Genomic DNA, 26,627 nt, shown 5'->3' on the forward strand with positions numbered 1-26,627 from the left:
TAGGGGCCGTGCGACGCTGGTCACCATGACCTCCGAGCCTTCCGCCGTACCCGCTGACGAACGCCGTCCCGCCCCGCGCGCCGAGGTCGGCGCGGTCGTGCTCGCGGCGACGCCCATCGGGAACGCGGAGGACGCGTCGCCGCGGCTGCGGCGGCTGCTCGCGGAGGCCGACGTCGTCGCCGCCGAGGACACGCGCCGCCTGCACGCCCTGGCCGCGCGCCTGGGCGTGACCGTGGCCGGGCGCGTGACGTCGTACCACGAGCACAACGAGGAGGCGCGCGCCGACGAGCTGCTCGACGTCGTCGCGGACGGCGGCACCGTGCTCGTGGTGTCCGACGCCGGCATGCCCGCGGTGTCCGACCCGGGCTACCGCGTCGTGGCCCGCGCCGTGGAGCGGGACCTGCGCGTGACGGCGGCCCCCGGGCCGTCGGCCGTGCTCACGGCGCTCGCCCTGTCGGGGCTGCCCACCGACCGGTTCACCTTCGAGGGGTTCGTGCCGCGCAAGGCGGGGGAGCGGTCGCGATGGCTCGGCGCGCTGGCCGCGGAGCCCCGCACGATGGTCTTCTTCGAGGCGCCGCACCGGATCACCGACACCCTGCACGCCATGGCGGACGCGTTCGGCGCCGACCGGGCCGCCGCCGTCTGCCGCGAGCTGACCAAGACGTACGAGGAGGTGCTCCGCGGCTCGCTCGCCGACGTCGTCGCCGAGGCCGACGCCCGCGCGGCGCACGGCGACGGGCTGCGCGGCGAGATCTGCGTCGTCGTCGGCGGCGCGCCCGCGGGCGCCGCGCCCAGCGTCGAGGACCTCGTGCCCGAGGTGCTGGCCCGCGTGCGGGCGGGGGAGCGGCTCAAGGCCGCCGTCGCCGACGTGGCCACCGCGGCCGGCGTGCCCAAGCGCGACCTCTACGCCGCCGCCCTGGCCGCGAAGTAGCGGCCGACCAGGTCGGCGGTCGGGCGGCGGTCAGATGGCGGTCGAGGGGGACAGCTCGACGCCGGCGTCGGCGAGCTCGGCGCGGGCCTGCTCGCCCTGCTCGGGGCTGACAGGGATGGTGAGGTCGGTGAGCACGCGCGTGGCAAGGCCCAGGCCGACGGCGTCGAGGGCGGTGCGCTTCACGCAGTGCGACTCGACGAGCCCGACGACGTCGACCGCCTCGACGCGCGCGTCGCGCAGGGCCTGCTCCAGCGTGCGCCCGTCGCCGTCGGTGCCCTCGAAGCCGGAGTAGCCGTGGGCGTACTGGCCCTTCTTCACGGACACGTCGGGGCCCAGATCGGCGAGGGCGGGGTGCAGCTCGGCGTTCGGCGTGCCGGCGACGCCGTGCGGCGGCCAGGAGTCGACGAAGTCGGGGTGGTCGCTGAAGTGGTCGCCCGGGTCGACGTGCCAGTCCTGCGTCGTCACGACGATCTCGTACCGGTCGCGGTGCGCGGCCGCGTAGGCGGCGACGTCCTGGGCGACCCGGTCGCCGCCCTCGACGGCGAGCTCGCCGCCCTCGCAGAACGTGGGCTGGACGTCGACGACGATCAGGGCACGGACGGGGGCGGGCCGGGCGTCACTCATGGTGCCAGCCTGCCACGACGCGCCGAGGTCAGGGGTTGCCACCCCCGTCCGTGAATCCGCCGCCGTCGAGGTAGCCCATCCCGAACGCGTCCGCGGAGCGCCGGTTGCGCATGTCCTCGCGGTCCGGCTCGAGCCGCGGGTCGGCGGCCCAGGAGGGTGGGCGCCGCTCGGAGGGATCGAGCGGTGGCAGCTTCTCGCGACGGTGGAACATGGTCCTGAGCCTTCCGCTGATCTTCATGACGACTCCTTCGCCGAACCGCAGCCCCGAAAACCGCTCGTCAAGCGTAGGTCGTGAGTCGGTCGGGTGTCGACGACCGTCACCCGGGGCATCGGGCGGAGGAAGGGCGTCAGCAGCAGCCCCCTCCGGCGGAGCCGGGGCGGTAGAGCGGCTGGACCGTCATGGTGCCGGCGGCCGGCCGTCCGCGCTCCTCGACCACCGAGAGTCGCGCGAGGACCGGTCGCTGGGCGGGCGGGGCCTCGCCGTCATGCCGGAACAGGCGCCGCAGGCGTTCGGTGATCGACATCGCAGTCCCCCCTTGACCGGTTCTTGGGGGAGAGCATGCCAGCCCGGCGGCGGGGTGTCGACGGCGGCGGCCGAGCGCAGCAGGATGGGGTCATGAGGCGCCATCCCTCCCGCCGACCGGTGGTCGTCGTCCTGCTCGTGGGCCTCGTGCTCCTGCCGGGGGCCTGCGGTGGCCCCGGCGACGACGACGGTCCCGACCCGTCGACGCGGTCGTCGTCCGTGGAGCCGGAGCCGCCGCGCGGCACCGGCCCTGAGGCGTCCGCCTCGCCGGCAGCCACCCCCGAGGTCTCGGTCGAGACGATCGTCGACGGCCTCGACGTGCCGTGGGGCCTCGCCCCGCTGCCGGACGGCACGCTGCTGATCAGCCTGCGCGACGAGGCGCGGCTGGTGGTCGTGGACCCCGACGCGGGCACGACGACGGACGTCACCGGCCCCGGCGCCGACGAGCTCGCCGCGCAGACCACGCCCGACGGCGAGGGCGGGCTGCTCGGCGTCGCGCGCGACCCGGGCTCGGGCGACGTGTTCGTCTACCGCACCGGCGCCGACGACAACGCGGTGCTGCGCGGCGCGCTGGACGGGACGGTGCTCGGCGGGCTCACGACCGTCCTCGACGGCATCCCGCGCGCCGGCCACCACGACGGCGGCGGCCTGGCCTTCGGTCCCGACGGGTTCCTCTACGTCGGCACCGGCGACGCGGGCGACGGGGAGGCCTCGCAGGACCGGGCGTCGCTCGCCGGCAAGATCCTGCGCGTCACGACCGACGGCGACCCGGCGCCCGGCAACCCCGACCCCGGCTCGCCGGTCTGGACCTTCGGCCACCGCAACGTGCAGGGCCTCGGCTGGGACGCGTCGGGCCGGATGTTCGCGAGCGAGTTCGGCCAGAACACCTGGGACGAGCTCAACGAGATCGAGCCGGGCGGCGACTACGGCTGGCCCGACGTCGAGGGGCCCGGCCTCGAGGGGCAGCCGCAGGCGGGCGACGGCACCGTCGCTCCGGTCGCGTGGTGGCCCACGTCCGACGCGTCCCCGTCCGGCCTGGCGGTGACCGACGACGCCGTCTATCTCGCCGGCCTGCGGGGGGAGCGGCTGTGGCGGGTGCCCTTCGGCGGCACCGCGTCCGCCGCGGACGAGGGCGGCGACGAGGCCGGGCCGAGCCCGAGCAAGGACGCCGTGGACGCGGACGGGAGCGTCCGGCCGCTCGGCGAGCCGCAGGCGCTGCTCGCGGGCGAGCTGGGCCGGCTGCGCAACGTCGCCCCCGTCGAGCCGGGCGGCGGCGACGCGGACGGACTGTGGGTGCTGACCAACAACACCGACGGCCGCGGCTCGCCGCGCGACGGCGACGACCGCCTGGTCCGGGTCACGTTCGGCTGACGCGGCGGGCCCGACCGGGCCGCGGACCGCTCGGACGCGTCGTCGTCCGGGCCCTTAGAATCGCCCGCATGACCCACATCCTCTCGGCCGTGGCGTGGCCCTACGCCAACGGCCCGCGGCACATCGGCCACGTCGCCGGCTTCGGCGTTCCCTCCGACGTCTTCAGCCGGCACATGCGGATGGCGGGTCACGACGTGCTGATGGTCTCCGGCACGGACGAGCACGGGACGCCGATCCTCGTGCAGGCGGAGCAGGAGGGCGTGACGCCGCAGCAGCTCGCGGACCGCTACAACCGGGTCATCGTCGAGGACCTCACGTCGCTCGGCCTGTCCTACGACCTGTTCACCCGCACGACGACGCGCAACCACTACGCCGTCGTGCAGGAGATGTTCCGCACGGTGTACAAGAACGGCTACATGGTCGAGAAGACCACGATGGGCGCGATCTCCCCGTCCACCGGCCGCACGCTGCCCGACCGGTTCATCGAGGGCACGTGCCCGATCTGCGGGTACGACGGCGCGCGCGGCGACCAGTGCGACAACTGCGGCAACCAGCTCGACCCGATCGACCTGATCAACCCGCGCAGCCGCATCAACGGCGAGACGCCCCAGTTCGTCGAGTCGAACCACTTCTTCCTCGACCTGCCGGCGCTCGCCGACGCGCTGGGCGACTGGCTGCGCACCCGCACCGGGTGGCGGCCCAACGTGCTGAACTTCAGCCTCAACCTGCTCGACGACATCCGGCCTCGCGCCATGACGCGCGACATCGACTGGGGCATCCCGGTGCCGCTCGAGGGCTGGGAGGAGAACCCGACCAAGCGGCTGTACGTGTGGTTCGACGCCGTCATCGGGTACCTCTCGGCGTCGATCGAGTGGGCGCGGCGCACGGGCGACCCGGAGGCGTGGCGCGCGTTCTGGAACGAGGAGACGGCCCGCTCCTTCTACTTCATGGGCAAGGACAACATCACGTTCCACTCCCAGATCTGGCCGGCCGAGCTGCTGGCCTACGACGGGAAGGGCTCGCGCGGCGGCGCGCCGGGCCCGTACGGGACGCTGCAGCTGCCCACCGAGGTGGTCAGCTCCGAGTTCCTCAACGTCGAGGGGCAGAAGTTCTCGAGCTCGCGCGGCGTGGTCATCTACGTGCGCGACATGCTGGCGCGCTACCAGCCGGACGCGTTCCGCTACTACGTGGCGGCGGCCGGCCCGGAGAGCCAGGACGTCGACTTCACGTGGGACAGCTTCCTGCGCCGCACCAACGACGAGCTGGTGGCGGGCTGGGGCAACCTCGTGAACCGCACCGCGAGCATGGTGCACAAGAACTTCGGGCAGGTCCCGACGCCGGGCGAGCTGGCCGACGTCGACCGCGGCGTCCTCAAGGCGACGTCCGAGGCGTTCGGCACCGTCGGTGGGCTCATCGGGTCCAACCGGCAGCGCGCGGCGATCGCGGAGGCGATGCGCGTCGTCGGCGACGTCAACCGGTACGTCTCCGAGACGGAGCCCTGGAAGCTCAAGACGGACCCGGACCGGCTCGCGACCGTGCTGCACACGGTCACGCAGGCCGTGAGCGACTGCAACACGCTGCTCAGCCCGTTCCTGCCGCACTCGGCGCAGCAGGTGCACGAGACCATCGGCGGCACCGGCACCTTCGCGCCCCAGCCGCGCATCGACGAGGTCACCGACCTCGACGACGACTCCCGGCAGTACCCGGTCATCACGGGCGACTACGACTTCCCCTCCTGGGAGTCGCGACCCGTGACCCCGGGCACCGAGATCGCGAAGCCCACGCCCGTGTTCACCAAGCTCGACGACTCGATCGTCGAGGAGGAGCTCGAGCGGCTGCGCGAGAAGGCCTGAGGGTGGCGCGCAAGCGCGAGCGCGGGTTCCCGGCGGAACCCGCGCCCCTGCCCGTCCCGGTCGCCGACAACCACACGCACCTCGACGCGATCGCGGGCGTGCTGCCGGACGACGTCCCCGCACCCCGCGTCGGCGAGCACCTCGCCCGCGCCGCGGCGGCGGGCGTGGACCGCGTCGTGCAGGTGGGCTGCGACCTGCCCGGCATCGACTGGACGGTCGACCTGCTGGCCGCGGGGCACCCGGGCGTGCTCGCCGCCGTCGCGATCCACCCGAACGAGGCCGTGCTGCACGCGGGCGTCCGCGAGGTGGGCCCGGACGGGCTGGAGCCGGACCCGGCGCCGCACCACGCCGTCGCGCTCGACGACGCGCTGGCCCGCGTCGCGGAGGTCGCGCGGGCGCACGACCGCGTGCGCGCGATCGGCGAGACGGGCATGGACCTGTTCCGTACCGGCCCGCGGGGCGAGTCGGTGCAGCGCGAGGCGTTCCGCGCGCACGTCGCGCTGGCCAAGGAGCTCGGCCTGGCGCTGCAGATCCACGACCGGGACGCGCACGCGCAGGTGATCGACGTCCTGCTGGCCGACGGCGCCCCCGAGCGCACCGTCTTCCACTGCTACTCGGGCGACGAGGAGATGGCCGCCCTGGCGGCCGAGCACGGCTGGTTCCTCTCGTTCGCGGGCCCCGTGACCTACCCGAAGAACGACCACCTGCGCGGCGCGCTGCGGGCCGTCCCCCTCGAGCTGGTGCTGGTCGAGACCGACGCGCCCTACCTGCCGCCGCACCCGTACCGCGGCCAGCCGAACGCCCCGTACGTCGCGGCGCACACCGTGCGCGCGATGGCGGACGTCCTCGAGCGCCCGCTGGACGAGGTGTGCCGCGAGCTCTCGGCGACGTCCGAGCGCGTGTACGGCACGTGGTGAGGGATCGGTGAGCGGTCGGGGTCTTCCCCCCTGGTCACGGTTCCGTTACGGTCTGGTGCTCGTGCGGAGGTCGAGGGCGGAGCGGGCGTCGGACAGGGCGACGGCTCCGGCGTCGACCCCTCGCCGCGGCGCCCTCACCGGGCCCGCGCGCCACGTCGTGCACGGCACCGTGGTCCTCGCGCTGGTGGGCGGCACGGCCGCCGTCACGCAGGTGCACAAGACGATGACGATCGACTACGACGGCCACGTCGCGACCGTCGACTCGTACGGCGCGTCGGTCGCCGACGTGCTGCGCTACCACCACATCCCGCTCGGCCCGGACGACCTCGTGCAACCGGCGGCGTCGTCCGCGGCCGCGGACGGCGGCCAGGTCGTGGTCCGCTCGAGCCGCGAGGTGACGGTCGAGATCGACGGCGAGGTCACGACCTTCCCGACGACGGCGCACACGGTGGGCGAGCTGCTCGCGGCGCTCGGGCCCCGGGGGGCGGACGCCGTGACGTCGGCGTCGCGCACCGCGGCGCTGGACCGGACCCCCGTGCGGGTGTCGACCACGAAGACCGTGCAGGTGGCCGTGGACGGCCTGGTGCTGCCCATCCGCACCGCGCAGTCCACGGTGCGCGACGTCCTGGCGACCGCCGGTATCACCCTCGGCGAGCACGACCGCACGTCGGTGCCGCTCGGCGGGGCCGCGGTCGACGGCATGCTCGTCATGGTGAGCCGCGGGGACACCGACGCCGACCGGAAGACCGAGGTCATCCCGTTCGAGACGACGAAGGTCGAGTCGGACGAGCTGCCGAAGGGGTACGAGGTGGTGCGCACGGCCGGCGTGCCGGGGGAGCGCGTCACGACCTACGAGGTGCGCACCCTGGACGGCGCCGAGGTGCAGCGCACCGTGGTCGACCGCGAGGTGACGCGCGAGCCGGTGGACGAGGTCGTCGTGGTGGGCACGCTCGAGGTCTCGACGGCGAACCCGGACCCGGGCTCCGCGAAGGCGATCGGCAAGGCGATGGCCGCCGAGCGCGGCTGGGGCGACGACCAGTACGCCTGCCTCGAGAAGCTGTGGGACAAGGAGTCCGGCTGGCGCTGGAACGCCGAGAACCCGTCCAGCGGGGCCTACGGCATCCCGCAGGCGCTGCCCGGCACGAAGATGGCGACCGCCGGCTCGGACTGGCGCACCAACCCGTCGACGCAGATCGAGTGGGGCCTGGGCTACATCTCCGGCCGGTACGGCACGCCGTGCGGGGCGTGGAGCCACTCCATGTCGGTCGGCTGGTACTGATCCCCGCCCGCCGACGCGGATATTGAGGACGCGCGGCGACCTCTGTGAGACGGCTCACGCCGTTCGTCCGGACTTTCCGGGCACGACGGGACGGAACCGGGCATCTCTACCATAGCCAGGCTTGGCCGATGATCACGATCCGGTTACGGTCTTCGGAGCCACCGGATCGACCACGCCCCGACAGCCAGCCGGGACCCCGCCGTCGTGACCGGACCGCACGACGACTGGACCTGTGTGAACCCCTCGAACGAGACTCCCCATTCCTCGGCCGAGTCGATGCCCGAGGCTGGGCCCGACGCAGCAGCCGCCTCCACGACGACCGCCACGCGCCGTCGCCGCCGGCTCCCGCTCATCGCGGGTCTCGCCGCCGGCGCGCTCGTCGTCGCGGGAGGTGCGGCCACCGCCTACGAGAGCGCGCGCAAGAGCGTGACGCTCGACATCGACGGCGAGACGCGCACCGTCGAGACCTTCTCCGGCTCCGTCGCCGGCCTGCTGGACGCCCAGGGCGTCGAGGTGGGCGAGCGCGACGCCGTCACCCCCGACACGGGCGCCGCCCTGCGCGACGGCTCGCAGGTCGTGGTCCGCTCCGGGCACGAGCTCACCGTGGACGTCGACGGCGAGCAGGACGACGTGTGGGTCACCGCGCTCGACGCCGAGGAGGCGCTGCGCGGCCTCGACGCCCGCGGCTCCGACGTCTCCCTCGTCGCCTCCCGCTCCGGCGACCGCGCCTCGCTGCCGCTGCAGCTCGACGCCGACCAGCCGGTCGCCGTCGTCGCGGACGGCACCACCACGGTGGTCGACGACGGCTCCGTCGGCCTGGAGGCGATCCTCCAGGGCCTCGGCCTCACGGTCGACGACGACGACCATGTCTTCGTGGAGCGTCAGACCGCCAAGGCGGACGGCGACCCGGCGGTGCGCATCGTCATCGAGCGCGTCGAGACGAAGAAGGTCACCAAGAAGGTCGCGGTGGACCACAAGTCGCGCACCGAGAAGGACGCCGACCGCTACGCCGACCAGGGCAGCAAGGTCGCCCAGGAGGGCAAGGACGGCGAGCGCACGCTCACGTACCGCGTGACCACGGTCGACGGCGACGTCGTCGCCAAGAAGAAGCTCTCGGACAAGGTGACGACCAAGCCGGTCACGGAGGTCGTCGTCGAGGGCACCAAGGAGCGCCCCGAGCCGGAGCCCGAGCCCGCGCCCGAGAAGACGTCCTCGTCCTCGTCGTCGTCCGAGTCCTCCGACTCGTCGAGCGGCTCGACGTCCAAGGCCACCGGCTCCGCGCCCGCGGGCGTGTGGGCCGACCTCGCCCAGTGCGAGTCGGGCGGCGACCCGGCGACGAACACCGGGAACGGCTACTACGGCCTGTACCAGTTCTCCGCGGAGACCTGGCACGCCATGGGCGGCTCCGGCCTCCCGTCGGAGAACTCGGCCGCCGAGCAGACGCGCCTCGCGCAGAAGCTGCAGGCGCAGTCCGGCTGGGGCCAGTGGCCCGCGTGCGCGGCCAAGCTCGGCCTGCTCTGACCTGACGCCGTCGGGCCTCGTGCCCGCCGACGTGACCGACCGCCCGGGACGGCACCGCCGTCCCGGGCGGTCCTGCGTCGGGGCTCCCTGCGCCCCGGGCGGGCTGTGGGTCTCGTCACGACGCCGCCGACGAATTAGGTCTCCGATAACGAATCGGTTACGGTCGGGTGTCCCGCGTGCGAGCCGTGCTCGACAGGTGTATGCGACGCGGGCCCCTGAACCGCCGGATCGGTGGGTCGGAACTCGGCGCCCTCGGGCGCGGGGCCGGGAGCGAGGCGCGAGCGCGCCGCCCCGGTGCGTGACGGGCCGCCGGCCCGCCGCCGGCCACCGTGCCCGGACAGCACGACGACTGGACTCTCGTGACCCGCTCTCCCCAGACCTCTCCCGTGCCCGCCGTGCCGGACGCCGACACCGTCGCTCCCGCCACGACCCGCAGCCGCCGCCGCTGGCCGTTCCTGGCCGCGGCGACCGCCGCCGCGGTCGCCGTCGCCGGTGGCGCCGTCGCGTACGCGGACGCCCGCAAGACCGTCACGCTCGACGTGGACGGCGACGTCAAGACCGTGACGTCCTACTCCGGCTCCGTCGACGACCTGCTCACCTCGCAGGGCGTCGTCGTCGGCGACCGCGACCTCGTGACCCCGGCCGCCGACGCCGCGCTCGAGGACGGCTCCGACGTCGTCGTGCGCTCCGGCAAGGAGCTCAGCCTGCAGGTGGACGGCGAGGACACCGACGCGTGGGTCACCGCCCTCGACGCCGACGAGGCGCTCGACACCCTCACCGCCCGCGGCGGCGACGTGCGCATCGTCGCCTCCCGCGACGGCGAGCGGGCCTCGCTGCCCGTGGACGTCGACACCGACGGCCCGGTGGCCGTGGTGCACGACGGCACGACCGACGTGGTCGAGGACGCGGAGGACGTCGAGGCCGTGCTGGCCGAGGCGGACGTGGAGCTCGGGAAGCGCGACCGCGTGCACGTCACCGACGCCGCCAACGGCGAGGTGAAGAAGCACGTCGCCGCCGCCGTCGCGGACGAGAAGAAGCAGGCCGAGAAGCAGGCCGAGAAGGACGGCGCGCAGACCGAGCAGGTCGCCGCCTCCGAGACCCCCGCCTCCGACACCCCCGCGGCCGCGACCGAGGTCGCCACGCCGCAGGTGGCCGTCGTCGTGCAGCGCGTCGAGACCAAGAAGGTCACGACCACCAAGGCCGTCGACCACAAGACCACGACCAAGAAGTCCGCCGACCGGTACTCCGACGCCGACGCGAAGGTCGTGAAGAAGGGCAAGGACGGCGAGCGCACGATCGTCCACCAGGTCACCACGGTCGACGGCAAGGTCGTGAAGAAGACCAAGGTCTCGGACGAGGTCACCACCAAGCCCGTGACCCGCGTGCTGGTGAAGGGCACCAAGGAGCGCCCGGAGCCCGAGCCGAAGACGCCGTCCTACTCCGGCTCCACCCGGTCGATCGGCAAGCAGATGGCCGCCGCGCGCGGCTGGAGCGGCTCGGAGTGGACCTGCCTCGAGTCGCTGTGGACGAAGGAGTCGGGCTGGAACGCCTCGGCGGCCAACCCGTCGTCCGGCGCCTACGGCATCCCGCAGTCGCTGCCCGGCTCGAAGATGGCCTCGGCCGGCTCCGACTGGCAGACCAACCCCGCCACCCAGATCGAGTGGGGCCTCGGCTACATCGCGGACGTGTACGGCACGCCGTGCGGCGCGTGGGGCCACTCGCAGTCGGTGGGCTGGTACTGAGCCGCCCGTCCTGAGTCGTCGGCCGCGGGCCGACGAATAGACTCGCCCCCATGACGAACACCCCTGGCGCCCTGCTCGGCCCTGCGGAGATCCGCGAGCTGGCAGGGCGCCTCGGCGTCCGCCCCACCAAGCAGCTCGGGCAGAACTTCGTGCACGACGGCGGCACGGTGCGCAAGATCGTCCGCGCGGCCGGGCTGCGACCGGGGGAGCGGGTCGTGGAGATCGGCCCCGGGCTGGGGTCGCTGACCCTCGGCCTGCTGGAGGCCGGGGCCTCCGTCGTCGCGGTCGAGATCGACCCGGTGCTGGCGGGCCAGATCTCCGAGACGGTGCGCGAGCACGCCCCCGCCGCTGACTTCGAGGTGGTGCCCGCCGACGCCCTCGAGGTCACCGAGCTGCCGGGCGAGGCGCCGACGGCGCTCGTCGCGAACCTGCCCTACAACGTGGCCGTGCCGGTGCTGCTCACGTTCCTGCAGCGGTTCCCGAGCCTGGAGCGCGTGCTCGTCATGGTGCAGGCCGAGGTGGCCGACCGGCTCGCCGCCGGCCCCGGGTCGCGCACGTACGGCGTGCCGTCGGTGAAGGCCGCCTGGTACGCCGACGCGCGCCGGTCGTTGAACGTCAGCCGGCACGTGTTCTGGCCGGAGCCCAACGTGGACTCCGCCCTCGTGGCGCTGGAGAAGCGCGAGCCCCCCGTCACGACCGCGACGCGCGAGCAGGTCTTCGCCGTCGTCGACGCCGCGTTCGCCCAGCGCCGCAAGACGCTGCGCGCCGCCCTGTCCGGCACGTTCGGCTCCGGCGCCGCCGCCGAGGAGGCGCTGCGCGCCGCGGGCGTCGACCCCGGCCTGCGTGGCGAGCGCCTCGAGGTCACGGACTTCGCGCGGATCGCCGAGCAGCTTCCGGTCGCGGCGGGCACGGTGGACGCGTGACGCATCTCGCCGCCGCCCCGTCGCCGTCCGTCCGGGTCCGCGCGCCCGGCAAGGTCAACCTGTCGCTGCGCGTCGGCGCGCGGCAGGCCGACGGATACCACCCGCTGTCGACGATCTTCCAGGCCGTGGCGCTCTACGAGGAGGTGACCGCCACGCAAGTGCCGGAGGGCGCCGGCGTGACGATCACCGTGGACGGCCCGCAGGCCGAGCTCGTGCCCGTCGACGGGACGAACCTCGCCTGGCGTGCCGCCGAGGCCCTGGCGACCCAGGTCGGCGTGGCGCCGGACGTGGCGCTGCACCTGGCCAAGGGCGTGCCCGTCGCCGGGGGCATGGCGGGCGGCTCCGCGGACGCCGCGGCCACCCTGGTGGCCTGCGACGCGCTGTGGCAGACCGGTCTGAGCCGCGACGACCTGGCGACGCTCGCCGCGGATCTCGGCTCGGACGTCCCCTTCGCCCTGCTGGGGCACACCGCCGTCGGGACCGGGCGCGGCCACCTGCTGACGCCCGCCATGACCCGCGGCGAGTTCCACTGGGTGTTCGCCGCCCAGGCCGAGGGTCTGTCGACGCCGGCCGTCTACGGCCGGTTCGACGAGCTGGCCGGCCCGGACGGCGCCGCCGACGAGCCGGGGCTCGACGAGGACACCGGGCTGATGCAGGCGCTGCGCGCCGGCGACGCCCATGCCCTCGGGCCCGCCCTGCACAACGACCTCGAGGCCGCGGCGCTCTCCCTGCGCCCCGAGCTGGAGCGCACCATCGCCGTCGCGCGGGAGGCCGGCGCCCTGGGGGCGTTCGTCTCCGGCTCCGGCCCGACCGTCGCGGCGCTCGCCCGGTCGCGCCAGCACGCGCTGGCGGTCGCCGCGTCCTGGACCGCGGAGGGCGTCGCCGACTCCGTGTGGTGCACCTCCGGCCCCGCGCACGGCGCCCGCCTGCTTCCCTAGTGCCTCGGCATCAGAGGTGCTTGGCCAGCCAGGCGAGGGTCGGGGCGAAGCGGTAGCCCTGGCCGCCCTCGTGGCGGTTGTGGGGGTAGACGTCGATCGCCGTGTCCGGTGCGGTCTCGCCCAGCGCGCCCCACTGGTTGTACGCGGCGTAGACCGTGGACGGCGGGCAGACGTCGTCGCGCAGGGCGGTCGAGAACAGCGCGGCCGCGCGGGCGCGGCGGGCGAACGAGACGCCGTCGAGGTAGGAGAACGTGCGCCAGACGGCGTCCTCGTGCTCGCGGTGCACGGACAGGTACTGCGTGATCTCGCCGTACGGGAACGCGTCGGAGATCTGTACGGCGCGGCGGTAGTGGCACAGGAACGGCACGTCGGGCACGGCGGCGGCGACGTCGGGCACCAGGCCGGCGACGGCGATCGCGATGCCGCCGCCCTGGCTCGTGCCGGCGACGGCGATACGCGCGGGGTCGATCCCCTCGACGCGGCGCGCGGCGTCCACGGCGCGCACGCCGTCGGTGAAGACGCGCCGGTAGTAGTGCTCGTGCGGGTCGAGGACGCCGCGCGTCATGAAGCCGGGGGAGGCGGGGCCGCTGCCCACCGGGTCGGGGGTGTCGCCGCCGTGGCCCCAGCCCGAGCCCTGGCCGCGGGTGTCCATGACGAGGTGCGCGTAGCCCGCGGCGGCGAGGCCCAGGTGGTCGTGCGCCAGCCCGCGCCCGCCGCCGTAGCCGACGAACTCGACGACCGCCGGCAGGGGGCCGTCGGCCGCGGCGTCGTGGCGCGCGGGGCGCGTGAGCCATGCCTTGACCGGCTGCCCGTCGAAGCCCGGGAACGTCACGTCGTCCACGACGAGCTCCGTGAGGCCGGTGTCCGCGCGCTCCAGCGTCGGTGCGTCGTCGTGCGCGCGGGACTCGACGAGGGTCTGCTCCCAGAACGCGTCGAAGTCGGCGGTCTCGTCGATCTCGGGCACGTACGCCTCGAGCTCGGCGACGGGCAGGTCGAACTGGGCCATCGGGTTCCTCCGGGGACTTCCTGCGGGGCCACCGCGGCGGCGCGGTGTCGGGCTGCACTGTAGCGGGCCGGCAGGCGGCCGTGGAGAACGTTTCCCCGCGCCGGACGTCTACGCTGCGACCAGTCGGACGGGCGAGGTGAGGACACGGTGCGACGCGGGACCAACCTGCCGCGGGTGGGCGACTTCAACCAGATGGTCGTGCTCGACCAGGTGCGGCGCGCGCCCGACGGCACGAGCCGCAGCGAGCTCGCGGCGAGCACCGGGCTGTCCCTCCAGGCGGTGTCGAACATCGTGGCGCGGCTCATCGCGCTGGGGTACGTCGTCGAGGGGGAGCGCCGGGCCGAGGGCCGGGGCAAGCCCCGCACGATGCTCTACCTCGAGCCGCAGGGGGCCTACGCGCTGGGCGTGCACATCGACCCGGTGGTGGTGACGTCGGTGCTCGTGGACCTCGACGGACGCACGGTGGAGAAGGTCGTCGAGCCGACGCCGGCCGGTCCTGAGGCCGTGGCCGGGGCCGTCGCCGCGGCGGCCGGAGCGATGCTCGACCGGGCCGGCGTCGAGCGCTCTGCCGTCCTGGGTCTGGGGGTGGCGGCGCCGGGGCCGGTGGACCTCGCCGCCGGTGCGGTGATCCGCCCGCCGCTCCTGGACGGCTGGGAGGAGGTGCCGGTGCGCGACCTGCTGGCCGCCGCGACGGGCTTCGACGTCGTGCTGGACAAGGACGTGTCGGCGGCGATGGTGGCGGAGCTGTGGCGCGGCAACCGGATGCTGCGCGGCACGTCCCTCTTCTTCTACACGGGCTTCGGCGTCGCCGTGGCGGTGGCGCACGACGGCGAGCTCCTCGCGGGATCGTCGCGCAACGCCGGCGAGGTCGGCCACCTGATGGTCGACAACGACGGCCCGCTGTGCGACTGCGGCCAGCGGGGGTGCATCGGCGTCTCCGCCGCCCCCGCGACGCTCGTCGCCGAGGCTGTCGCGGGGGGCGTGCTGCCGGCGGGCACCCCGGCGTCGACGCCGGCGGAGCTCGACGCGGCCCTCACGACGCTGTGCCGGGCTGCGGCCGAGGGCGACGCGGCCGCCGCGGGGATCCTCGCGGCGAGCGCGCGACGGGTCGCGCGCGGGATCACCGTGGTGGCCGACCTCGTGGACGCGGGGGTCGTCGTCTTCGGCGGCCCGGCGTGGGCGCGGCTGGCCCCGCACTACCTTCCCGTCGTGCGGCGGGAGCTCACCCTGCAGGCGACGCTGCGCGAGGTGCACGCCGTCGAGGTGCTGGGCTCCGCCGTCGGCGACCACGTCGGGGCGGTGGGTGCGGCGAGCCTCGTGCTCGACGGGCTCTTCACCCCGCGACCCTCCGGCCTCGTGAGCGCTTGACAGCATTAACTCAATTCGCTTGAGTTATTCACGTCAGCCGGCCCGGCGTCGTCGGGCCACTCATGTGGGCAAAGGAGCAGCATGCGACTGGCACGAACCCTTGCCGCGGGATCCGCGGTCACGGCGCTCGTCCTCACCCTCGGAGCCTGCGGCTCGGGGGACGGCGAGGGCAGCAGCGGGGACGCGACGATCAAGATCGCGTACCAGAAGTTCGGGAACTTCACCCAGGCCGACGAGCTGTTCAAGGACGTCAAGGCCGAGTACGAGAAGGAGAACCCGGACGTCACGATCGAGCTCGTGCCGATCGAGGCCAGCCAGAACGACTACTTCACGAAGCTCGCGCTCATGAACCGCGCGCCCGGGACGGCGCCCGACCTCATGTACGAGGACACGTTCATGATCAAGTCGGACGTCGAGGCGGGCTACCTGCTGCCGATGGACGACTACCTCGCCGACTGGGAGGACTGGGGCCAGTTCGTCGACCAGGCCAAGCAGGCCGGGCTGGGCGACGACGGCAAGACCTACGGCGTCCCGATGGGCACGGACACCCGCGGGCTGTGGTTCAACAAGGAGGTGCTCGCCAAGGCGGGGCTCCCCGAGGACTGGGCCCCGAAGACCTGGGACGAGCTGCTCGAGGCCGCCCGGGCGATCAAGAAGGCGGACCCCGACGTCATCCCGCTCAACGTCTACTCGGGCAAGCCGATGGGCGAGGGCGCCACGATGCAGGGCTTCGAGATGCTGCTGTACGGCACGGGCGGCACGCTCTACGACACCGACGCCTCGAAGTGGATCGTCGGGTCGCAGGAGTTCGTCGACTCGCTCGACTTCATCAGGACGATCTACACGGAGGGCCTCGCCCCCACGCCGCAGCAGGCGCTCGACCCGAACGTCGGCAACACGGTCTCGGCCGAGTGGCTGCCGAAGGGCAAGCTCGGCATCTCGCTGGACGGCTCGTGGATGCCCGGCACGTGGCTCGAGGAGGGCACGGCGCCCTGGCCCGAGTGGACCGACGTCATGGGCACCGCCGCGATGCCCACCCAGGACGGCCAGGCCCCCGGCGCGGTGAGCATGTCGGGAGGCTGGACGATGGCGATCGGCGCCGGGTCGAAGAACCCCGACGTGGCGTTCGACGTGCTGACCCACGCGCTCGACAAGGAGAACTCGCTGCGGTTCGCGATCGACAACAGCCAGATCGCGGTGCGCACCGACGTCGCCGAGGAGCCGTCGTACTCCGAGGCGAACCCGACGGTGCCGTTCTTCTCCGACCTCGTCGAGGTGACGAACTTCCGCCCCGCCACCTCCGACTACGCCCAGATCTCCAACGCGATCCAGGTCGCCATGGAGTCGGTGATGACCGGGCAGCAGACGCCCGAGGAGGCCGCCGCCGTGTACGACGAGGCCGTGGTCGCGCAGGTCGGCGAAGAGAACACGACGAACGGCTGACGACGTGACCACCACCCTCGCCCCCGCCCCCGTCGGCGGGCCGGGGGCGGGGCCGTCGCCGGTGCGGCGCGCGCACGCGCGCCGCACCGCCGGCCGCCTCGTCCCGATGCTGCCCGCCGTCGCCCTGCTCGCGCTGTTCATGCTCGGCCCGGTCGTGTGGTCGTTCTACGGCTCGTTCACCAACGCGGCCCTCACCGGCCCGAACGCGGCGAACCCCGAGTGGGTCGGCCTGGACAACTACGTCGCGCTGCTCGGCGACCCCGACTTCCCGAAGGCCCTGTGGCTCACGGTGCTGTTCGTCATCGCGTCCGCGGTGATCGGGCAGAACGTGGCCGGCCTCGGGCTGGCGATGCTCATGCGCTCCGCGCTGAAGCCCGTGCGCGCCGTCGTCTCGACGCTCGTCGTCACGGCCTGGGTGCTGCCCGAGATCGTGGCAGCCTTCGCCGCCTACGCGTTCTTCCACGCCGACGGCACGCTCAACTCGCTGCTCGCGGGCGTGGGGATCACCGGCCCGGACTGGCTCTTCCAGTACCCGATGCTCGCCGTCATCCTCGCCAACGTCTGGCGCGGCACGGCGTTCTCGATGATGGTCTACTCCGCCGCGATCGCGGAGGTGCCGCCGGAGATCACGGAGGCCGCGACGGTCGACGGGGCCAACGGGGTGCAGCGCCTCGTGTGGGTCACGCTCCCGACCATCCGCCGCAGCATCTCGACCAACCTCATGCTCACCACGCTGCAGACGCTGTCCGTCTTCACGCTCATCTACGTGATGACCGGCGGCGGCCCCGGCACCGACAGCTCCACCCTGCCGATCCTCGCCTACCAGGAGGCGTTCAAGTTCGCCCAGGTCGGCTACGGCACGGCGATCGCCACCGTGATGCTCGTGATCGGCGCCGTGTTCTCCGTCGTGTACATCCGCAGCCTGAAGCCGGAGGTCGACTGATGGCCCAGACCACCGCCCCGGCGTCCGTCCCCTCGCCCGGGCCCGACGTCGCCGGCGCGCACCCCGGGCGACGGCGGTCGACGCCGTCGGTCGCCGCCCCCGGGCCGCGCACGGCACGCATCCTGTCGAACGTCGTGCTCGTCGTCGTCGGGCTGTGCTTCCTGCTGCCCCTCGGGTGGATCGTGCTGGCGTCGCTGGACCCGAGCGCGACGCTCGCCGTCGGGCTGCCGGAGACGTTCACGCTCGAGAACTTCACGGCCGTCATGACGCCCGAGCAGACGTGGGTGCCGCTGGCCAACGCCTTCGTCCTGTCCGCGGGCACCGGCCTCATCACCGTGCTCGCGTCGGTGCTCGCCGCGTACCCGCTGTCGCGCTACCGGATGCGCTTCAACAAGCCGTTCCTGTACGCCGTGCTGTTCGGCACCTGCCTGCCGATCACGGCCATGATGGTGCCGGTCTACTCGCTGTTCGTGCGGCTCAACCTGCTCGACTCCCTGGCCGGCACCACGTTCTTCATGGCCGCGACGTCGCTGCCGATGGCGATCTGGATGACGAAGAACTTCATGGACTCCGTGCCGATCTCCCTCGAGGAGGCGGCGTGGACGGACGGCGCGTCGGCCATGACGACGCTGCGCACCATCGTGCTGCCGCTCATGCGGCCCGGCATCGCCGTCGTCTTCATCTTCGTGTTCATCCAGGCGTGGGGGAACTTCTTCGTCCCCTTCGTGCTGCTGCTGACGCCGGAGAAGCAGCCGGCTGCCGTGAGCATCTTCGCGTTCTTCGGCCAGTACGGCTCGGTCGCGTACGGCCAGCTCGCGGCCTATTCCATGCTCTACGCCCTGCCCGCCGTCGGCCTGTACGTGCTCGTCTCACGACTCTCCGGCGGCTCGTTCGCGCTCGCCGGAGCCGTCAAGGGCTGACCGCACCCCCTGTTCCACCGCCCGCCCCGTCACCAGGAGCCCGTTCCATGCACGACACCACCACCCGCACCACCATGCGCCTCGAGCGCTTCGTGAAGGACTGGCTGGAGCCCGCCGTCCTGCGCGAGACCCGGCCCCTCGACGTCGAGGCGTGGACCGTCGGCGGGGAGCCGGTGCCCTTCGCCGAGGCGGCGCGCGCCACGTACGCCCCGTTCGCGATCGGCTCTCCCTGGGGGCGGCCGTGGGACACGACGTGGTTCCACGTGACGGGCACCGTGCCGGCGGGGTGGTCGGGCGAGGCCGCGCCCGCCGGGACGCGCGTCGAGCTCGTCGTCGACCTCGGGTTCACCGGCGCCGGCCCGGGCTTCCAGGCCGAGGGGACGGCGTGGACCCCCGACGGCCGCATCGTCAAGGCCGTCGAGCCGCGCAACCAGCACGTGCCGCTCGTCGCCGGTCAGGCGCTCGACGCCGACGGCCGCGTGGACGTCTACGTCGAGGCCGCCGCCAACCCCGACGTCCCGGGCGGCGCGTGGACGCGGCCCACGCCGATGGGCGCCTGGGAGACCTCCGGGCCGGACCCGATCTACGCGCTGCGCACCATGCACGTGGCTCTCGTCGACGAGACGGTGTGGGAGCTGCTCCAGGACGTGCGCGCCCTGCACGGCCTGGTGCGGGTGCTGCCCGCCACGAGCCCGCGCGCGGCCGAGGTGCTGCGCGCGCTCGAGGACATGCTCGACGCCGTCGACCCGGACGACGTCGCCGGCACCGCGGCCGCGGGCCGCGCGGCGCTCGTGGACGCGCTCGCCGCACCGGCCGCGGCGTCCGCCCACCGGGTGCACGCCGTCGGCCACGCGCACATCGACTCCGCGTGGCTGTGGCCCACGCGCGAGACCGTGCGCAAGTGCGCGCGCACGTTCTCCAACGTGCTCGCCCTCATGGACGAGGACCCGGACGTGAAGTTCGCCTGCTCCTCGGCGCAGCAGTACTCGTGGGTGCAGGAGCACTACCCGGAGCTGTTCGAGCGGATCCGCGAGCGCGTGCGCGAGGGCCGGTTCGTGCCGGTGGGCGGCATGTGGGTGGAGTCGGACACCAACATGCCCGGCGGCGAGGCGCTGGCCCGCCAGCTCGTGGCCGGCAAGCGGTACTTCATCGAGGAGCTGGGCGTGGAGCCGAAGGAGGTGTGGCTGCCGGACTCCTTCGGGTACACGGCGGCCCTGCCGCAGCTCGCCCGCCTGGCCGGCAGCGACAACTTCCTCACGCAGAAGATCTCGTGGAACGACACCAACACCATGCCGCACCACACGTTCTGGTGGGAGGGCATCGACGGGTCGCGGGTGTTCACGCACTTCCCGCCCGTGGACACGTACAACTCGGAGCTGACCGCCGAGGAGCTCGCGCGGGCCGAGCGGCAGTACGCCGAGAAGGGTCGTGCCAACACGTCGCTGGTCCCGTTCGGCTTCGGCGACGGCGGCGGCGGCCCCACCCGCGAGATGGTGGCCGCGGCCCGGCGCACGCGCGACCTCGAGGGGTCGCCGAAGGTGGAGCTGTCCGACTCGCAGTCCTTCTTCGACGCCGCCCGGGCCGAGTACGCGGACCCGGCCACGTGGACGGGGGAGATGTACCTCGAGTACCACCGCGGCACCTACACGTCGCAGGCCCGCACCAAGCGCGGCAACCGCCGCAGCGAGCACCTGCTGCGCGAGGCCGAGCTGTGGGCGGCGACGGCGGCCGTGCGCGTCGGCGCGGACTACCCGGCCGAGCGGCTGCAGAGGCTGTGGCGCACCGTGCTGCTGCAGCAGTTCCACGACATCCTGCCGGGGTCGTCCATCGCCTGGGTGCACCGCGAGGCCGAGCGCAACTACGCCGAGATGGCGCGCGAGCTCGAGGAGATCGTCGCCGAGGCGCTGCGGGCGCTGGTCGGGGAGGGTGAGCGGCCGGTCGCCGTGAACGCCGGGCCGTTCGCGCGCGACGGCGTCGCGGCGCTCGGCGCCACGGCCCTCGACGCGGCGCGCGGCGCGGGCACCGTGGCGCCCGTGGCCGAGGGCGACGGCTGGGTGCTCGAGAACGACCTCGTGCGCGTCGTCGTCGACGGCAACGGGCACGTCGTGTCCGCCGTCGACCGCGCGAGCGGGCGCGAGGCCGTCCTGCCCGGCGCGAGGGCGAACCTGCTCCAGCTGCACCGCGACGTCCCCAACGAGTGGGAGGCGTGGGACATCGACGAGCACTACCGCCGCAGCACGACCGACCTCGTCGACGCGGCGAAGATCGAGGTCACCGACGGCGCGTCCGGGCCGGTCGTGCGCGTGCTGCGCGAGCTCGGGTCGTCGCGCGTCGAGCAGGACCTCGCGCTCCCCGTCGAGGGCCGCGGCCTGCGCATCACGACCCGCGTCGACTGGCACGAGCGGCAGAAGCTGCTCAAGCTCGCGTTCCCGCTCGACGTGCGCGCCGAGCGCGCGACGTCCGAGATCCAGTTCGGGCACGTGCACCGGCCCACGCACGTCAACACGTCGTGGGACCACGCGCGGTTCGAGACCGTCGCGCACCGGTGGGTGCACGTGGGGGAGCCGGGCTTCGGCGTGGCCGTCGCGAACGACTCGACGTACGGGCACGACATCACCCGGACCCGCACCGACGACGCGACCGACGCCCAGGGCGCCCGAGGCACCACCGTGCGGCTCTCGCTGCTGCGCGCGCCGAAGTTCCCCGACCCCGACGCGGACCAGGGCGAGCACGAGCTGACCTGCGAGCTCGTCGTCGGCGCCGGCATCGACGACGCCGTCCGCCACGGCTACGCGCTCAACCTGCCCGAGCGTGTCGTCAGCGGCGACCACGGCGTCGAGCCGCTGCTCGCGGTGGACGACGACGCCGTCGTCGTCGAGGCCGTCAAGCTCGCCGAGGACGGCAGCGGCGACGTCGTCGTGCGCCTCTACGAGAGCCGCGGCGGCCGCGCCCGGGCCCGCTTCACGCCGGCGTTCGAGCACACCGGCGTGGTCGTGACGGACCTGCTGGAGCGGCCGCTGGACGCGGCGCACCGCGACGGCGAGGACGTGCTCCTCGAGCTGACCCCGTTCCAGGTGGTCACCCTGCGCATCTGCCGCTGACCTTCGAGCAAGCGATCCGGCGCGGCATCCTGCCGGATGCCGCGACGGATCGCTTGTTCGAAGACCACCGAGAGACCGAGCACCACCCGAGCACCACCGAGCGAAGGCGAGAACGATGAGGTTCACCAGAGCAGTGGGTACGGTCGCCGCACTGGCGTGCGTGATGGGCGCGGCGGCGCCCGCCGTCGCGGAGGACGCGGGCCGGCAGGGAGCGGGCACGTCGCCGCGCACGCAGGAGGCGCGGGCGGTGGCCAGCTACGAGGCGATGCAGGAGCACCTGTACGTGGACGACGGGTCGGGGCTCTACCGGGAGCGCTACCCGTCCGGCGCCGAGGACCGCCCGTACTCGTACGAGTGGCCGTTCTCCCAGGCGCACGTCGCGACGCTCGACCTCACGGGGATGCCCGGGCGTGCGGGCCGGTCGTTCGCCGACGACCTCGCGGACCGGTCGGTGGGCCAGGAGCGCTTCTGGAACGCGGACGGCGGCACGACCGGGCTGCCGGCGTACGACTCCTACGCCCGCGCCCCGTACGGCGACGGCGGCGACATCTTCTACGACGACAACGAGTGGGTCGCGCTGGCCAAGGTGCAGCAGCACCTGGCCACGGGCGACCGGGCGGCGCTCGAGCGGGCCGAGGAGATCTTCGAGCTCGTCGTCTCCGGCTGGGACACCGACCCGGACCACCCGGCGCCGGGCGGCGTCTTCTGGACGCAGGCGCCGTGGAGCACCGACCGCAACACCGTGTCCACCATGCCCGGCGCGCAGCTCGCCACCCGCCTGTACATGCTCACCGGCGAGGAGCGCTACCTCGACTGGGCCGAGCGGATGGTCGGTTGGACGGACGAGCACCTGCTCGCGCCGAACGGCCTGTACTGGGACAACGTCAAGCTCGACGGGTCGATCGACCGGACGCAGTGGTCGTACAACCAGGGTGTCCCGGTGGGCACGTACACGCTGCTGTACGAGGCGACGGGCGAGGAGCGCTACCTGGAGAAGGCGGAGGCGATCGCGGCCGCCTCGTACCGGTTCTACGTGACCGAGGGTCGTCTGGCCGGCCAGCCGATGTTCTTCAACTCCATCTGGTTCAAGAACCTGCTGCTCCTGGAGTCGGTGACGGGCGGGCACACCTACCGCGACGCGATGACGGACTACGCGGACACGCAGTGGCGCGAGGCGCGGGACTCCGGGACCGGGCTGTTCGACGCCGGTGACGAGCACACCGAGCTGCTCGAGCAGGCGGCCATGGTGCAGATCTACGCGACCCTCGCGTGGCCGCGCGGCAAGGCGTCGATCCTGTACTGAGCCACCCGCCCCTTCGAGCACGCGCCGGATCGCGTGCTCGAAGGGGCGACTACCCTCGTCGGGTGGCACATCTCCTCGGCGCGGACGGCGTCGCGCTGACCATCGGCACCCGCACCCTCCTGGCCGACGTCTCGCTCGGGCTCGACGACGGCGACCGCATCGGCGTCGTCGGCCCCAACGGGGCGGGCAAGTCGACGCTGCTGCGCCTGCTCGCGGGCACGCAGGCGCCCGACGCCGGTCGTGTCACCCGGGTCGGAGGCTCGCGCCTCGGCATGCTCGTGCAGCGCGACGTCGACGACGACGCGGCGACGATCCGCGACCTGGTGCACGGCGACGACGCGACGCACGAGTGGGCGTCCGACGCCCGCATCCGCGCCGTGCACGCCGGCCTGCTGGCGGACCTCGACCTGGACCAGCCGGCGTCGACCCTGTCGGGCGGGCAGCGCCGCCGCGTCGCGCTCGCCGCGCTCCTCGTCGAGGACCCCGACATCCTGCTGCTCGACGAGCCCACCAACCACCTCGACGTCGAGGGCGTCGCCTGGCTGGCCGAGCACCTGTCCGCCCGCTACGGCCGGCCGGGTGCAACCGGGGCGCTGGTCGTCGTCACTCACGACCGCTGGTTCCTCGACGCGGTCTGCTCCCGCACGTGGGAGGTGCGCGGCGACGGGTCCGGCGGCGTCGACGGGTACGACGGCGGGTACGCGGCCTACATCCTGGCGCGCGCCGAGCGGGCCCGGCAGGCCGCCACGGCGGCCGAGAAGCGCAACAACCTGCTGCGCAAGGAGCTCGCGTGGCTCAAGCGCGGTGCGCCCGCCCGCACGTCCAAGCCCAAGTTCCGGCTCGACGCCGCGGCCGCGCTCATCGACGACGAGCCGCCCCCGCGGGACACCCTCGAGCTCACGCAGATGGCCACCCGCCGCCTCGGCAAGGACGTGCTCGACCTCGAGGACGTGACCGTCACCGTCCCCGCCCGCGTGTCGGACGCACGGCCCGCCGGAGCGGACCACGTGTCGGACGGCCCGGGGGAGCGCCGCGTGCTGCTCGACGACGTCACGTGGCGCCTCGGCCCCGGCGACCGGTACGGCGTGGTCGGCGTCAACGGCGCGGGCAAGACGACGCTGCTGTCCCTGCTCGCCGGGCGCCGCGAGCCGGACTCCGGTCGGGTGCGGCGCGGCAAGACGGTGCACGTCGCGGAGCTGACCCAGGACGTCGGCGAGCTCGACGACGTCGCGCACCTCACCGCCGTCCAGGTGGTGGACCGCGAGAAGCGCACCGTCGTCGTCGACGGCAAGGAGCTCACCGCCGGGCAGCTCACCGAGCGCCTCGGGTTCACCCGCGAGCGGGCGCACACGATCGTGCGCGACCTGTCCGGCGGCGAGCGGCGACGTCTCCAGCTGCTGCGGCTGCTCGTCTCGGAGCCGAACGTCCTGCTGCTCGACGAGCCCACGAACGACCTGGACACCGACACCCTCGCCGCCGTCGAGGACCTGCTGGACGGCTGGCCCGGCACGCTGATCGTCGTCTCGCACGACCGGTACCTGCTGGAGCGCGTGTGCGACCGGCAGTGGGCGCTGCTGGGCGACGGCGCGCTGCGGGACCTGCCGGGCGGGGTGGAGCAGTACCTCGAGCTGCGGCGGGCGGGTGCCTCGGACGCGTCCTCGGCCGCCGCGCCCGTGGGTGCCCCGCCGACCGCTGCGGGGGCCGCGGCGTCCGCACCGCGACCTGCGACGACGCCGTCGGGGGCCTCCGCGGCAGAGGTGCGCGCCGCCAAGAAGGAAATCTCACGGATTGAGCGGAGGTTGGCTCGGATCGCGGACGAGGAGAACACTCTGCACGAGCAGATCGCCGCCGACCCGACGGACTACGCCGCGGTGGCGGCCCTCGACGAGCGCCTCCGGGAGCTCGGCGCCGAGAAGGAGGAGCTCGAGATGGCCTGGTTGGAGTCCGCCGAGGTGGCGGGATGAGCGAGGGCACGCTGGACGACGTCGACCGGGCGCTCGTGCGCGCGCTGCGCGAGGACGGGCGCGCGACCCTGGCGGCGCTCGCTGGCGTGACGGGGCTGTCACAGTCCGCCGTGCAGGCTCGGGTGCGCAAGCTGGAGGCGCGGCGCGTGATCACCGGCTACCGCGCCGTCGTCAACCCCGACGCCGTGGGGCTGCCCATCGCGGCGTACGTGGAGATCACGCCGCTGGACCAGTCGCAGGCCGACGACGCCCCCGACCGGCTGCGCGACGTGCCGGGGATCGAGGCGTGCTGGTCCGTCGCGGGCAACGCGAACTACCTGCTGCTGGTGCGGGTGCCGTCGCCGTCCGCGCTGGAGGACCTGCTCGGCGTCATCCGTCGGGAGGCGAGCGTGTCCACGCGCTCCACCGTGGTGCTCCGGACGTACTTCGAGGGGCGTCCGCTGGCACACTGACAAGAATTCTTTCGGCATCACTCTGGTTCGGCAGGAAGTTCTCCTCTACCGTCGGGGTATGACCGAGACAATCTCTCAGCGCACAGCCCCCAGCGTCGGCGGCTCGATCGAGGCCACCGCCGTCCTCGAGTCGCTGCGCGAGCACCTGCTCGTCGACGGCTTCGACCTCGTGCTCGACCTCGACCGCTCGCACGGCTCGACCCTCGTCGACGCCCGCGACGGACGCGAGTGGACCGACCTGTTCACCTTCTTCGCCTCCAACCCCCTGGGCATGAACCATCCCGCTCTGTTCCGCGACCCGCTGTTCCGCGAGGAGCTCACCCGCGCCGCGATCAACAAGCCGTCCAACTCCGACGTCTACACCGTCGAGCTCGCTCGCTTCGTCGACGCGTTCGCCCGCGTCCTCGACGACCCCGCCCTCCCGCACCTCTTCTTCGTCGACGGCGGCGCCCTCGCCGTCGAGAACGCGCTCAAGGTCGCGTTCGACTGGAAGTCGCGGCACAACGAGGCGCACGGCCGCTCGCCCGAGCTGGGCACCCGGGTGCTGCACCTGCAGCACGCGTTCCACGGCCGCTCCGGCTACACCATGTCCCTCACCAACACCGAGCCGGGCAAGGTCGCCCGCTTCCCCAAGTTCGACTGGCCGCGCATCAGCTCGCCCTACCCCGGTCACGACGCCGACGGCGGGCTCCGCGACGTCGAGGCGCTCGAGGCACGGGCGCTCGCCGAGGCCCGCGCCGCGTTCGAGGCGCACCCGCACGACATCGCCTGCTTCGTCGCCGAACCGATCCAGGGGGAGGGCGGCGACCACCACCTGCGCGCCGAGTTCCTCCAGGCCATGCAGGCGCTGTGCCACGAGCACGACGCCCTCTTCGTGCTGGACGAGGTGCAGACCGGCGTCGGCATGACCGGGACGGCGTGGGCCTACCAGCAGCTCGGCGTGCAGCCCGACGTCGTCGCCTTCGGCAAGAAGGCCCAGGTGTGCGGCGTCATGGCCGGCGGACGCGTCGACGAGATCGACGACAACGTCTTCCACGTCTCCTCCCGCATCAACTCCACATGGGGCGGCAACCTCGCCGACATGGTCCGCTCGCGCCGCATCCTCGAGGTGATCGAGGCCGAGGGGCTGATCGAGCGCGCCGCGCAGGTGGGCGCCGGGCTGCTCGCGCGGCTCGAGACGCTCGCCGCCGCGCACCCCGGCGTCGTCTCCGACCCCCGCGGCCGGGGGGTCATGTGCGCCGTGTCGCTGCCGTCGCGGGCCGTGCGCGACGCCGTCCTCGCCGGGCTGCACGCGGAGGGCTTCCTCATCCTCGGGTGCGGGGAGCGGTCCGTGCGGTTCCGGCCGGCGCTCACGGTGGAGGAGTCCGTGCTGGACGACGCGGTCGCGGCGCTCGACCGGGTTGTCGGCCGAGTCGCCTCCTGACGGTTGACGGCACGTCGGGGAATCGCGCGCACGGTAGCGTTCACGGGCGCCAGGGCGCCCTCCACTTCGGGTGTGACTACCG

22 protein-coding genes are annotated in these 26,627 nt (G+C 73.6%); 18 read left to right on the forward strand and 4 right to left on the reverse strand.

Features of this window, described 5'->3' with window-relative positions; genetic code table 11:
- Nucleotides 1-25 precede the first annotated feature (25 nt).
- Nucleotides 26-931 (forward strand): 16S rRNA (cytidine(1402)-2'-O)-methyltransferase, encoded by a 906-nt coding sequence (gene rsmI, locus ACFQ8T_RS14545; protein WP_430547230.1) that lies wholly within the window; start codon nt 26-28, stop codon nt 929-931.
- Between the two features lie 30 nt (nt 932-961).
- Here the strand turns inward: rsmI and ACFQ8T_RS14550 are convergent, their stop codons facing one another.
- From ACFQ8T_RS14550 to ACFQ8T_RS14560, 3 genes are all read right to left on the reverse strand, one after another.
- The gene (locus ACFQ8T_RS14550; RefSeq protein WP_430547231.1) at nt 962-1,555 is read right to left on the reverse strand and encodes an isochorismatase family protein; all 594 of its coding nucleotides are present in this window, start codon (nt 1,553-1,555) and stop codon (nt 962-964) included.
- A gap of 28 nt (nt 1,556-1,583) precedes the next feature.
- Entirely contained in the window at nt 1,584-1,793 is a 210-nt protein-coding gene (locus ACFQ8T_RS14555) for a hypothetical protein (RefSeq protein WP_430547232.1), read from the reverse strand.
- Between the two features lie 109 nt (nt 1,794-1,902).
- Complete coding sequence (locus ACFQ8T_RS14560) at nt 1,903-2,079, reverse strand: hypothetical protein (protein WP_430547233.1); 177 nt, start codon at nt 2,077-2,079, stop codon at nt 1,903-1,905.
- 92 nt (nt 2,080-2,171) lie between these two features.
- Between ACFQ8T_RS14560 and ACFQ8T_RS14565 the strand changes: the two genes are divergently transcribed.
- The 8 genes from ACFQ8T_RS14565 to ACFQ8T_RS14600 all read left to right on the forward strand — a co-directional run bounded on the left by ACFQ8T_RS14565 (nt 2,172) and on the right by ACFQ8T_RS14600 (nt 12,622).
- Entirely contained in the window at nt 2,172-3,449 is a 1,278-nt protein-coding gene (locus ACFQ8T_RS14565) for a PQQ-dependent sugar dehydrogenase (RefSeq protein WP_430547234.1), read from the forward strand.
- Nucleotides 3,450-3,517: 68 nt separating this feature from the next.
- The gene (metG, locus tag ACFQ8T_RS14570; RefSeq protein ID WP_430547235.1) at nt 3,518-5,302 is read left to right on the forward strand and encodes a methionine--tRNA ligase; all 1,785 of its coding nucleotides are present in this window, start codon (nt 3,518-3,520) and stop codon (nt 5,300-5,302) included.
- Between the two features lie 2 nt (nt 5,303-5,304).
- Nucleotides 5,305-6,219, forward strand: a complete 915-nt coding sequence (locus ACFQ8T_RS14575; RefSeq protein ID WP_430547236.1) for a TatD family hydrolase — start codon at nt 5,305-5,307, stop codon at nt 6,217-6,219.
- A 61-nt stretch (nt 6,220-6,280) separates the two neighbouring features.
- Nucleotides 6,281-7,498 (forward strand): ubiquitin-like domain-containing protein, encoded by a 1,218-nt coding sequence (locus ACFQ8T_RS14580; RefSeq protein ID WP_430547237.1) that lies wholly within the window; start codon nt 6,281-6,283, stop codon nt 7,496-7,498.
- A gap of 276 nt (nt 7,499-7,774) precedes the next feature.
- The gene (locus ACFQ8T_RS14585; protein WP_430547238.1) at nt 7,775-9,019 is read left to right on the forward strand and encodes a transglycosylase family protein; all 1,245 of its coding nucleotides are present in this window, start codon (nt 7,775-7,777) and stop codon (nt 9,017-9,019) included.
- Nucleotides 9,020-9,378: 359 nt separating this feature from the next.
- Entirely contained in the window at nt 9,379-10,761 is a 1,383-nt protein-coding gene (locus tag ACFQ8T_RS14590) for a G5 domain-containing protein (protein ID WP_430547239.1), read from the forward strand.
- 50 nt (nt 10,762-10,811) lie between these two features.
- Complete coding sequence (gene rsmA / locus ACFQ8T_RS14595) at nt 10,812-11,684, forward strand: 16S rRNA (adenine(1518)-N(6)/adenine(1519)-N(6))-dimethyltransferase RsmA (protein ID WP_430547240.1); 873 nt, start codon at nt 10,812-10,814, stop codon at nt 11,682-11,684.
- On the forward strand, nt 11,681-12,622 hold the full coding sequence (locus tag ACFQ8T_RS14600) for a 4-(cytidine 5'-diphospho)-2-C-methyl-D-erythritol kinase (protein WP_430547241.1): 942 nt from the start codon (nt 11,681-11,683) through the stop codon (nt 12,620-12,622). The genes rsmA and ACFQ8T_RS14600 overlap by 4 nt, the downstream gene beginning before the upstream one ends.
- Nucleotides 12,623-12,632: 10 nt before the next feature.
- Here the strand turns inward: ACFQ8T_RS14600 and ACFQ8T_RS14605 are convergent, their stop codons facing one another.
- A complete protein-coding gene (locus tag ACFQ8T_RS14605; protein ID WP_430547242.1) occupies nt 12,633-13,628 on the reverse strand; it encodes an acetylxylan esterase in 996 nt (331 codons plus the stop codon).
- A 147-nt stretch (nt 13,629-13,775) separates the two neighbouring features.
- Here ACFQ8T_RS14605 and ACFQ8T_RS14610 point away from each other — a divergent pair, with 147 nt between their 5' ends.
- From ACFQ8T_RS14610 to lat, 9 genes are all read left to right on the forward strand, one after another.
- Nucleotides 13,776-14,996 (forward strand): ROK family transcriptional regulator, encoded by a 1,221-nt coding sequence (locus tag ACFQ8T_RS14610; RefSeq protein WP_430547243.1) that lies wholly within the window; start codon nt 13,776-13,778, stop codon nt 14,994-14,996.
- A gap of 81 nt (nt 14,997-15,077) precedes the next feature.
- Nucleotides 15,078-16,439 (forward strand): ABC transporter substrate-binding protein, encoded by a 1,362-nt coding sequence (locus ACFQ8T_RS14615; RefSeq protein WP_430547244.1) that lies wholly within the window; start codon nt 15,078-15,080, stop codon nt 16,437-16,439.
- A 4-nt stretch (nt 16,440-16,443) separates the two neighbouring features.
- Complete coding sequence (locus ACFQ8T_RS14620; RefSeq protein ID WP_430547245.1) at nt 16,444-17,382, forward strand: carbohydrate ABC transporter permease; 939 nt, start codon at nt 16,444-16,446, stop codon at nt 17,380-17,382.
- On the forward strand, nt 17,382-18,302 hold the full coding sequence (locus tag ACFQ8T_RS14625; RefSeq protein ID WP_430547246.1) for a carbohydrate ABC transporter permease: 921 nt from the start codon (nt 17,382-17,384) through the stop codon (nt 18,300-18,302). Before ACFQ8T_RS14620 ends, ACFQ8T_RS14625 begins: the two co-directional genes overlap by 1 nt.
- A 47-nt stretch (nt 18,303-18,349) precedes the next feature.
- Entirely contained in the window at nt 18,350-21,403 is a 3,054-nt protein-coding gene (locus ACFQ8T_RS14630; RefSeq protein ID WP_430547247.1) for an alpha-mannosidase, read from the forward strand.
- A gap of 115 nt (nt 21,404-21,518) precedes the next feature.
- Nucleotides 21,519-22,706: a glycoside hydrolase family 76 protein gene (locus ACFQ8T_RS14635; protein ID WP_430547248.1), complete on the forward strand. Its 1,188-nt coding sequence runs from the start codon at nt 21,519-21,521 to the stop codon at nt 22,704-22,706.
- A 62-nt stretch (nt 22,707-22,768) separates the two neighbouring features.
- Nucleotides 22,769-24,670, forward strand: coding sequence for an ABC-F family ATP-binding cassette domain-containing protein (locus ACFQ8T_RS14640; protein WP_430547249.1), 1,902 nt, complete (start codon nt 22,769-22,771; stop codon nt 24,668-24,670).
- Nucleotides 24,667-25,122, forward strand: coding sequence for an Lrp/AsnC family transcriptional regulator (locus ACFQ8T_RS14645; protein ID WP_430547250.1), 456 nt, complete (start codon nt 24,667-24,669; stop codon nt 25,120-25,122). Before ACFQ8T_RS14640 ends, ACFQ8T_RS14645 begins: the two co-directional genes overlap by 4 nt.
- Nucleotides 25,123-25,180: 58 nt before the next feature.
- The gene (gene lat / locus ACFQ8T_RS14650) at nt 25,181-26,545 is read left to right on the forward strand and encodes an L-lysine 6-transaminase (RefSeq protein ID WP_430547251.1); all 1,365 of its coding nucleotides are present in this window, start codon (nt 25,181-25,183) and stop codon (nt 26,543-26,545) included.
- Nucleotides 26,546-26,627: the final 82 nt, after the last annotated feature.

It is taken from the genome of Isoptericola sp. NPDC056618, assembly GCF_042792715.1.
Taxonomy (GTDB): Bacteria; Actinomycetota; Actinomycetes; order Actinomycetales; family Cellulomonadaceae; genus Isoptericola; species Isoptericola nanjingensis.